General features: G+C 68.4%; 6 protein-coding genes and 1 tRNA gene. 4 read left to right on the top strand and 3 right to left on the bottom strand.

Annotated elements, in window-relative coordinates; genetic code table 11:
* Positions 1-27: 27 nt before the first annotated feature.
* The gene (locus tag SP6_RS14835) at positions 28-768 is read right to left on the bottom strand and encodes a queuosine precursor transporter (RefSeq protein ID WP_007405058.1); all 741 of its coding nucleotides are present in this window, start codon (positions 766-768) and stop codon (positions 28-30) included.
* A 77-nt stretch (positions 769-845) separates the two neighbouring features.
* Here SP6_RS14835 and SP6_RS14830 point away from each other — a divergent pair.
* A tRNA-Arg gene (locus SP6_RS14830) sits at positions 846-922 on the top strand.
* Between the two features lie 144 nt (positions 923-1066).
* Here SP6_RS14830 and SP6_RS14825 read toward each other — a convergent pair.
* Together SP6_RS14825 and SP6_RS14820 are read right to left on the bottom strand one after the other, a co-directional pair.
* Positions 1067-2098 (bottom strand): class 1 fructose-bisphosphatase, encoded by a 1032-nt coding sequence (locus tag SP6_RS14825; RefSeq protein ID WP_042469333.1) that lies wholly within the window; start codon positions 2096-2098, stop codon positions 1067-1069.
* 5 nt (positions 2099-2103) lie between these two features.
* Positions 2104-3132, bottom strand: a complete 1029-nt coding sequence (locus SP6_RS14820; protein ID WP_007405095.1) for a LacI family DNA-binding transcriptional regulator — start codon at positions 3130-3132, stop codon at positions 2104-2106.
* A gap of 161 nt (positions 3133-3293) precedes the next feature.
* Here SP6_RS14820 and ptsP point away from each other — a divergent pair, with 161 nt between their 5' ends.
* From ptsP to SP6_RS14805, 3 genes are read left to right on the top strand one after another with little or no spacing between them, the layout of a single operon-like run.
* A complete protein-coding gene (ptsP, locus tag SP6_RS14815; protein WP_007405055.1) occupies positions 3294-5840 on the top strand; it encodes a phosphoenolpyruvate--protein phosphotransferase in 2547 nt (848 codons plus the stop codon).
* Positions 5840-6808, top strand: coding sequence for a 1-phosphofructokinase (gene pfkB / locus SP6_RS14810; RefSeq protein ID WP_007405053.1), 969 nt, complete (start codon positions 5840-5842; stop codon positions 6806-6808). Before ptsP ends, pfkB begins: the two co-directional genes overlap by 1 nt.
* Positions 6805-8484: a fructose-specific PTS transporter subunit EIIC gene (locus SP6_RS14805; protein WP_007405176.1), complete on the top strand. Its 1680-nt coding sequence runs from the start codon at positions 6805-6807 to the stop codon at positions 8482-8484. The genes pfkB and SP6_RS14805 overlap by 4 nt, the downstream gene beginning before the upstream one ends.
* The last annotated feature ends 7 nt before the right edge of the window (positions 8485-8491 follow it).

The raw sequence follows: 8491 nt of genomic DNA, 5'->3' as shown, positions 1-8491 counted from the left end.
TTCGCGCCATCGCGGCTTTGCGTGAACTCAAACCCGAGCCCGGAACGGCGTAAAGTCCGTCCCCTCGTCAAACACGTCCACTCCCTCGGCGCGCTTGAGCCAGCCGACGATCAGATAGGTCACGGGGGTCAGCAATACCTCCCAACCCACCTTCAGCGCCCATTGCGTGAACAACACCACGATCACCAGATGCGGCGTCCACCCCACCGCGCCCCAGAAGGCGAGCGGATAGAAGATCAGGCTGTCCACCCCCTGCCCCACCAGGGTCGAGCCGATCGTCCGCGACCAGAGATGCCGCCCGCCGGTCCACACCTTCATCCGCGCCATGACATAGGCATTGGCGAATTCCCCCGCCCAAAAGGCGCAGACGCTGGCCAGCACGATGCGCGGCACCTGTCCGAAGATCACCTCATAGGCGGCCTGGTTCGTCCAGCTCGGCGCCGGGGGCAGCGCGACCACGACGAAGCTCATGAACGCCATGAACAGCACCGCCGCCGTCCCCGCCCAGATCACCCGCCGCGCCCGGGCATAGCCATAGACCTCGGTCAGCACATCGCCGATGACATAGCTCAACGGAAAGAACAGGATGCCCGCCCCGAACGGCCAGTCGCCGACCAGCGGCAGGGTGATGACCGCGACCTTGCCCGCACCGATCACGTTGGAGAGCAAGAGGATGGTGACGAACGCCGCCATGACGAAGTCGAACCAGCGAAACGCCGCCCGTTCCAGATCGCGTGCCGGGACCGCTCGTTCACGGTTCATGCCCATCCCTTTCAAGCCTATCACCCCGACATTTATCGCCATTCCCTTGGGGCGCAAACCACGCTAAGGACGCGGCCGTCTGCGCGTCCGTAGCTCAGTTGGATAGAGCAAGGAGCTTCTACCTCCTCGGTCGGGGGTTCGAATCCCTCCGGGCGCGCCAAAACCAAAATTTTCCGCAAGATTAACGGCTTTGCGACCAGTTCCGAGTGAACAGGCAATTCCTGCGACACACCCCTGGACCGCATCTCCAGTGGCCATGCGCTTCGTGGCCCTCTACCGGGCCACCAAATCGCTCAGATTACCTCTAGCTTGCCGCGAAGGACGGGACTTTGGCGGCGGCCGTCGGAATGCGGTGCAGCGTCGCGATTTCCTCCGTGTCGCCGAGCATGAGCCCCACCCGCTGGTGCAGCCCCGTGGGAGGAATGTCGAGTATCCGTGTCTCGCCATCGGTCGCCGCGCCGCCCGCCTGTTCGATCAGGTAGCTCATGGGATTGGCTTCATACATCAGGCGGAGCCTGGCCTGGCCGGTGCGGTCGTCGCGGGGATAGAGGAAGGTGCCACCGCGTTTCAGGATGCGGTGAACATCGGCCACCATCGATCCGGTCCAGCGCATCGAATAGTCCCGGCCGCACGGCCCTTCGCTGCCCGCCACCCGATCGTCGACGAAACGGGTGACGACCTCCGACCATTGCCGCCGCCGCGCCACGTTGATGGCGAACTCGGCGGTGCCGCCGGGCATCCGGATCGGGCCGTCGGTCAGGTTCCAGGCGCCCACCTCCCGGTCCAGCGTGAACTCGTACACGCCGGTGCCGATCGACAGCATCAGCAGCGTTTGCGGCCCGTAAATGGCATAGCCCGCCGCCACCTGTTCCGAGCCGCGCTGCAGGAAATCCTCCTCACCGATCTCGCGACCGGCCGCGTCCGCCGGGGCCTTCAGCACCGAGAAGATAGTGCCGACAGACAGACAGACATCGATGTTGCTCGACCCGTCGATGGGATCGAACAGCAACAGATATTCGCCCTTGGGATAGCGATTGGGGATGCGATGGATCGTCTCCATCTCCTCCGAGGCCATCGCCGCGAGATGCCCGCCCCATTCATTGGCATCGAGCAGAAAGTCGTTGGCGATGACGTCCAGCTTCTTCTGGACCTCGCCCTGCACATTCTCACTGCCCAGCGACCCCAGAACCTCGCCCAGCGCACCCTTCGACACGGCATGGCCCACCGTCTTGCAGGCGCGCGCCACCGTCTCAATCAGCAGCCGCAGTTCACTTGGCAGTTTCGCAGGCCCCCGCTGCTGTTCGATCAGGAAGCGCGTGAGCGACATTCGTGGCATCATGGTCAGGTTCCAGGCTCGGTGGAGAGGAGGGAAGGCGCCGCTTTGGGGGCGGCCGGTTCGCTGGAGCCGCGGGCGATCAGCCGTCCGGCGAGCACGACCTTGCGAACCGCGGCATCGGGATGGTCGAGCCGGTCGATCAGCATCGCCATGGCGGTGCGGCCGATTTCCTCGACCGGCTGTTCGATCACCGAAAGCCCGCCGCCGATCAGGTCCATCCACCCCTCATTGTCGAACCCGGCCAAGGCCAGGTCGCCGGGTACCGACAGGCCGAGCCCGTGCAGCGTGCGCAGGACCGCCATCAGGGCCAGGCCGTTGCTCGCGACCAGCGCCTCGGGGCGATCCGGCCGCGCGAGCAGGTCGGTGACGATCCGCGCGACCTCGCCATCGCCATGCGGGACGGCGATCGCCTCGGCTTCGAGGTCCAGCCGCTGCGCCGCCGCCTCGAAGCCGGCGCGACGTTCCTCGCCCGTACTGCTCGACGCGCCGAACAACCCTGCGATCCGGCGGAATCCGCGCGTATGAAGATGCTCGACCAGCAGTGAAGCCATCGCCGCATTGTCGAGCACGACGCAGTCATGCGCGATGCCGGGCGTGGCGCGGTCGATCAGGATCATCGGATAGTCGGGCTTCGCCTTGCCCAGTTTCGCCAAGCCTTGCCGGGTCGGCGCCAGGATGACGCCGGTGACGCGTTCCTCCTGCATCAGTTGCAGGTACATCGCCTCGCGAACTGGGTCCTCGTCGGTGTTGCACAGGATTACGCGCAGGCCGCGCGCATAGGCCAGATTCTCGATGGTGCGCGAAACGGCGGTGAAGAACGGATTGCGGATATCGGCGACGACCAGCCCGATGGTATTGGTGTGTCGCGACCGCAGCCGCCGGGCAGCGAGGTTGGGCCGATAGCCGGTCGAGCGCACCGCCGCGAGCACGCGGTCGCGCATCGCCTCGTCGACATTGCGGCCGCCCAGCACGCGTGAGACGGTCGCGGTCGAGACGTTGGCGACCCGTGCCACATCCTTGATGCCGACGGTCATGGAAAACGTTCTCTCCTCTCCACCGCGCTGTCTGACGTCGCGTTCAGCCATTTCATGCCCGCTCTCCTGATTTCTGGCAAGCGCTATTGACATGGATTTGAGAAAACGTTTTCTAGAATTGCAAGCGACGACCAGAGTCGCGCCGGAGAGGCCCGAGAGACATGTCCACCCAAGCGCCATCCCCTGCCGTCCGCCCGGAGCTGATCCGGCTCGCGGCCACGGCGACCGACAAGACGGATGCGATCCGCCAGGCGGGGCAGTTGCTCGTCGCGGCGGGCTGCGTCGGGCCGGGCTATGAGGACAGCATGATCGCGCGCGAAGGCGTCGCGAACACCTTTCTCGGTGCGGGCGTGGCGATCCCGCACGGGCTTGGCGAGGACAAGGGGCTGGTCCGCCGCGACGGGATCGCGGTGCTGCAGTTCGTCGAGGGGATCGAGTGGAACCCCGGCCAGATCGCGCATCTGGTCGTCGGTATCGCCGCCAGTTCGGACAGCCATATCGCGATCCTGCGCCGCCTGACCCGTCTGATCCAGGACGAGGCGCGGCTGCGCCAACTGGCGACCACCGATGATCCATCGCTGATCCTGGCCGCGCTTCAGGATGATGCGACCGACCAGAACCGGGCCCGCCTGCCCGCCGAGGACCTGGACGAGCGGGTGACGTGGACCGTTGATTATCCCACCGGCCTGCACGCCCGCCCGGCCGCCGCCTGGTCGGAAGCGGCCAAGGCGCTGCCGATCGCGCTGCGCGTCCGGCATGGGTCGGAAACCGCCGATCCGCGCAGTTTGGTCGCCCTCCTGCAACTCGGACTGAAGGCCGGGGACAGGATCACCATCTCGGCCTCCGGGCCCGGTGCGCGGGGGGCGCTGGAGAGCTTCCACGCTGCGATCACGCGGCTGAGTACCCGCGAAAAGGCCGAGGCGGCCCGGGCCGCGCAAAAGGCCGCCGCAGCGGTGCCCGTCCAGGGCTGGAAACCTGTCGGTACGCCGGCGATGATCGCAGGCGTGGCAGCCAGCCCGGGGCTGGCGATCGGCACGGTTCATATCCTCGCCTCGGCGGAGCTGGACGTGGTCGACCATCCCGTCGACCTGGCCACCGGGGGTGCCTTGCTGGAGGGCGCACTGGTCCGCACCCGCGCGCAGATGCAGGGACTGATCGACGACACCACCCGCCGCCTGGGCGCGGGCGACGCGGCGATCTTCAAGGCGCAGGCGAGCCTGCTCGACGATACCGACCTGATTACGCTCACCTGCCAGCTGATGGTCGAGGGGCATGGCGTCGCCTGGGCCTGGCATCAGGCGATCGAGCGCATGGCGGGCCAGTTGTCGGCGCTGGGCAATCCCGTGCTCGCCGCGCGCTCGGCCGATCTGCGGGACATCGGCCGCCGCGTCCTGGCCCAGATCGACCCCGGTCTGGGGCTGGGGACGCTCGACGACCTGCCCGATGCCCCATGCATCCTCGTCGCCGCCGATCTCGCGCCATCGGATACGGCCGCGCTCGACACGAACCGCGTGGCGGGCATCGCCACCGCGCTGGGCGGCCCCACCTCACACAGCGCCATCCTCGCGCGCACACTCGGCCTGCCCTCCGTCGTCGCGGCGGGCGCGGATTTGCTGTCGCAGGCGGCGGGGACGGTCGCGATCGTCGATGGCGATACCGGCCGCGTCTGGCTCGATCCGTCCGAGGCCGACCTGGCCTCCGCGCGCGACTGGATCGCCGCCATCGCCGCGCGCCGCGCCGCCGAGGAAGCCGAGCGCAGCCGCCCCGCCGTCACCCGCGACGGCCATGGCGTCGCGATCGCCGCCAATGTGAACCGCCCCGATCAGGTGGCCGATGCGCTGGCGCAGGGTGGCGAAGGCGTCGGTCTGATGCGCACCGAGTTCCTGTTCCTCGAACGCGGCGACAGCCCCAGCGAGGACGAACAATATGCCGTCTATCGCGCGATGATCGACGCGCTGGACGGCCGCCCGCTGATCGTCCGCACGCTCGACATCGGCGGCGACAAGCAGGTGCCGCATCTCCATCTGCCCAAGGAGGAGAACCCCTTCCTCGGCGTGCGCGGCGCGCGGCTTTTGCTGCGTCGCCCCGACCTGCTGGAACCGCAACTGCGTGCGCTGTACCGCGCGGCGAAGGACGGCGGCGACCTGTCGATCATGTTCCCGATGATCACCTCGGTCGCCGAACTGCTGACCCTCCGTGAGCGGTGCGAGGCGGTGCGCGTGTCGCTCGACGCACCGGTGGTGCCGATCGGCATCATGATCGAGGTGCCCGCCGCCGCCGTCCAGGCCCATGCGCTGGCCAAGCACGCCGATTTCTTCTCGGTCGGCACCAACGACCTGACCCAATATGCGCTCGCCATCGACCGGCAGAATCCCGAACTGGCGAGCGAGGCGGATTCGATGCACCCGGCCGTGCTGCGGCTGATCGCGATGACGGTGGAAGGCGCGCGGCGGCACGATCGCTGGGTCGGCGTGTGCGGCGGCCTGGCGGGCGATCCGTTCGGCGCGGCGCTGCTGACGGGGCTTGGCGTCACCGAATTGTCGATGACCCCGCGCGACCTACCCGCCGTCAAGGCGCGGCTGCGCAGCAGCGAACTGCCCGCGCTGCAGGCGCTCGCCGCCCGCGCGCTGACGATGGAGAGCGCCGCCGATGTGCGCGCGCTCGACATCGCGCCGGTCGCCGAGATGCGCGAAAGGAGCGCCGCGTGATGCGCATCGCCACTGTCACCTTCAATCCCGCGATCGACCAGACGATCACGCTCGACCGGCTGATCCCCGGCGAAGTGCACCGCGCGCGGTCGGTCCGCCAGGATGCGGGCGGTAAGGGCGTCAACGTCGCCAGTTGCCTCGCCGATTGGGGCGCATCCGTCAGCGTGTTCGGGCTGCTGGGACAGGATAATGCGACCCTGTTCGAAACGCTGTTCGAACAGAAGGCGATCGACGACCGCTTCGTCCGGGTGGGCGGCGACACGCGCGTCAACATGAAGATCGTCGACGACACGGACACCACCGACATCAACATGAGCGGCCCCGTGGTCGGCGAGGCGGATGTCGCACGGGTCGAGCGCGCGGTGGCGGATTTCGCGGGCGAGGATACCCTGATCGTCCTGTCGGGCAGCCTGCCGCCGGGATGCGATACCATCCTCTATGCCGAGATGGTCGCGGCGCTCACCGCGCGGGACGCGCGGGTGCTGCTCGATACCAGCGGCGCGCCGTTGACCCATGCGCTGCGTGCCGATGTGCTGCCGAAGATCGTCAAGCCCAATCGCCGGGAACTGGCCGCCTGGGCCGACACCTCGCTCGACACCATGGCCGATGTCGTCGCTTGCGCGACGGCGCTGCATCGGCGCGGCGTGGCGTTGGTGGTCGTGTCGATGGGCGGGGAGGGCGCGCTGTTCGTATCGGACGAAGGCGCGCTGGTCGCGCATCTGCCCGCTGGGCCGCTCGCAAGCACGGTGGGCGCTGGCGATGCGATGGTCGCTGGGCTGGCCGCCGGGATCGCCGAAGGCGCCGGGCTGGAGCGGATCGCGCGCCTGTCCACCGCCTTTGCCGTCGCCAAGCTGGGGCGGCCGGGTCCGCACCTGCCGGATCTCGCGACCATCGACGCACTGGCCGCGCAGGTCACGATCAGCGGAGCCGGGATCACCGGCCCGCATAGGGTGGGAGAGGACGCATGAAGAGGCTGTTGGCGATCGTCGATGCCGGAGACGCGGGCGTCACCGGCGTCCTGGCGGGCGAGGCGCTCCGCCGCGCGGCCCGCGATGCGGGCCAGCCAATCGAGATCGAACTGCGCACGGCGCAGGGCGTGGTCAATCCGGTATCGGCCGGGAATGACGACACGCTCCTGTTCGTCGGTGTCGAAGACAGCGCCGATGCGGCGACCCGCGCACGCGCCGACCGGCTGCTGACGCTGGAGGCGGTGCTTGCCGATCCGGCCGCCGCGCTGAAGGCCGGCAGCAAGGCACCCGCCGCGACCAAGAAGATCGTTGCGATCACCTCCTGTCCCACCGGCATCGCGCATACCTTCATGGCGGCCGAGGGATTGCAGGAAGGCGCACGCCAGCTCGGCTATGACATTCATGTCGAGACGCAAGGGTCGGTCGGCGCGGGCAACCCGCTGACGCCCGAGCAGATCGCCGAGGCCGATGTGGTGGTGATCGCCGCCGACCGCGAGGTCGACCGCGCGCGCTTCGCGGGCAAGCGGGTGCTGGTCAGCAACACCAAGCCCGCCATTACTGGCGGCGCGGCGCTGATCGAAAAGGCGCTTGCCGAAGCCAAGGTGCAGGGTGCGGGGTCTGCCGCTGCTGCCGCGTCCGCCACGGCGACGACCGAGCGCGCGGGGCCCTACAAGCATCTGATGACCGGCGTGTCGTTCATGCTGCCCTTCGTGGTGGCGGGCGGCCTGCTGATTGCGCTCGCCTTCGCCCTGGGCGGAATCCACGCCAATGACGAGGCCGCCAAGGGCACGCTCGCCTATGCGCTGTTCACCATCGGTGCGAAGGGCGGTTTCGCGCTGATGGTGCCCGCGCTCGCCGGGTATATCGCCTATTCGGTTGCCGATCGGCCCGGCATCGCGCCCGGCATGATCGGCGGGATGCTCGCGAGCAGCCTGGGCGCAGGCTTTCTGGGCGGCATCGTCGCGGGCTTCATCGCGGGGTATGGCGTCGACGCGCTCAACCGCGTCATTCGTCTACCCAAGAATCTCCAGGGTCTGAAGCCGGTCCTGATCCTGCCGCTGCTCGGCACGCTACTGACCGGGCTGCTGATGATCTACGCCGTCGGTACGCCCGTCGCGGCGGTGCTGTCCTTCCTGACCGAATGGCTGCGCGGGATGCAGGGGACGAACGCGGTCCTGCTCGGCCTGATCCTGGGCGCCATGATGGCATTCGACATGGGCGGTCCGGTCAACAAGGCGGCCTATGCCTTCTCGGTTGGGCTGGTCGCGTCGCAGGTCTACACACCGATGGCGGCGACCATGGCGGCGGGCATGACCCCGCCGCTCGCCATCGCGCTGGCCACCCGACTGTTCCCCAACCGCTTCACCGCCGACGAGCGCGAAGCCGGGCCCGCCGCCGCCGTGCTCGGCCTCGCCTTCATCAGCGAAGGCGCGATCCCGTTCGCGGCGCGCGATCCGTTCCGGGTCATCCCGTCGCTGATGGCGGGATCGGCGATCACGGGAGCGATCTCGATGGTGGCCGGTGTCGAATTGCGCGTGCCGCATGGCGGCATCTTCGTGCTGCCGATCCCCGGCGCGGTCACGCACCTGGCCGCCTATGTCGCGGCGCTGGCGGTCGGGGTGGTGGTCAGTGCGGTGCTCGTCGGATTTGTAAAGCGCCCCGTGGCGCAAGGCTGATCGCCCC

This window comes from Sphingomonas paucimobilis NBRC 13935 (genome assembly GCF_000739895.2).
GTDB lineage: Bacteria > Pseudomonadota > Alphaproteobacteria > Sphingomonadales > Sphingomonadaceae > Sphingomonas > Sphingomonas paucimobilis.
This window is presented reverse-complemented; position numbering and strand designations above follow the sequence as displayed.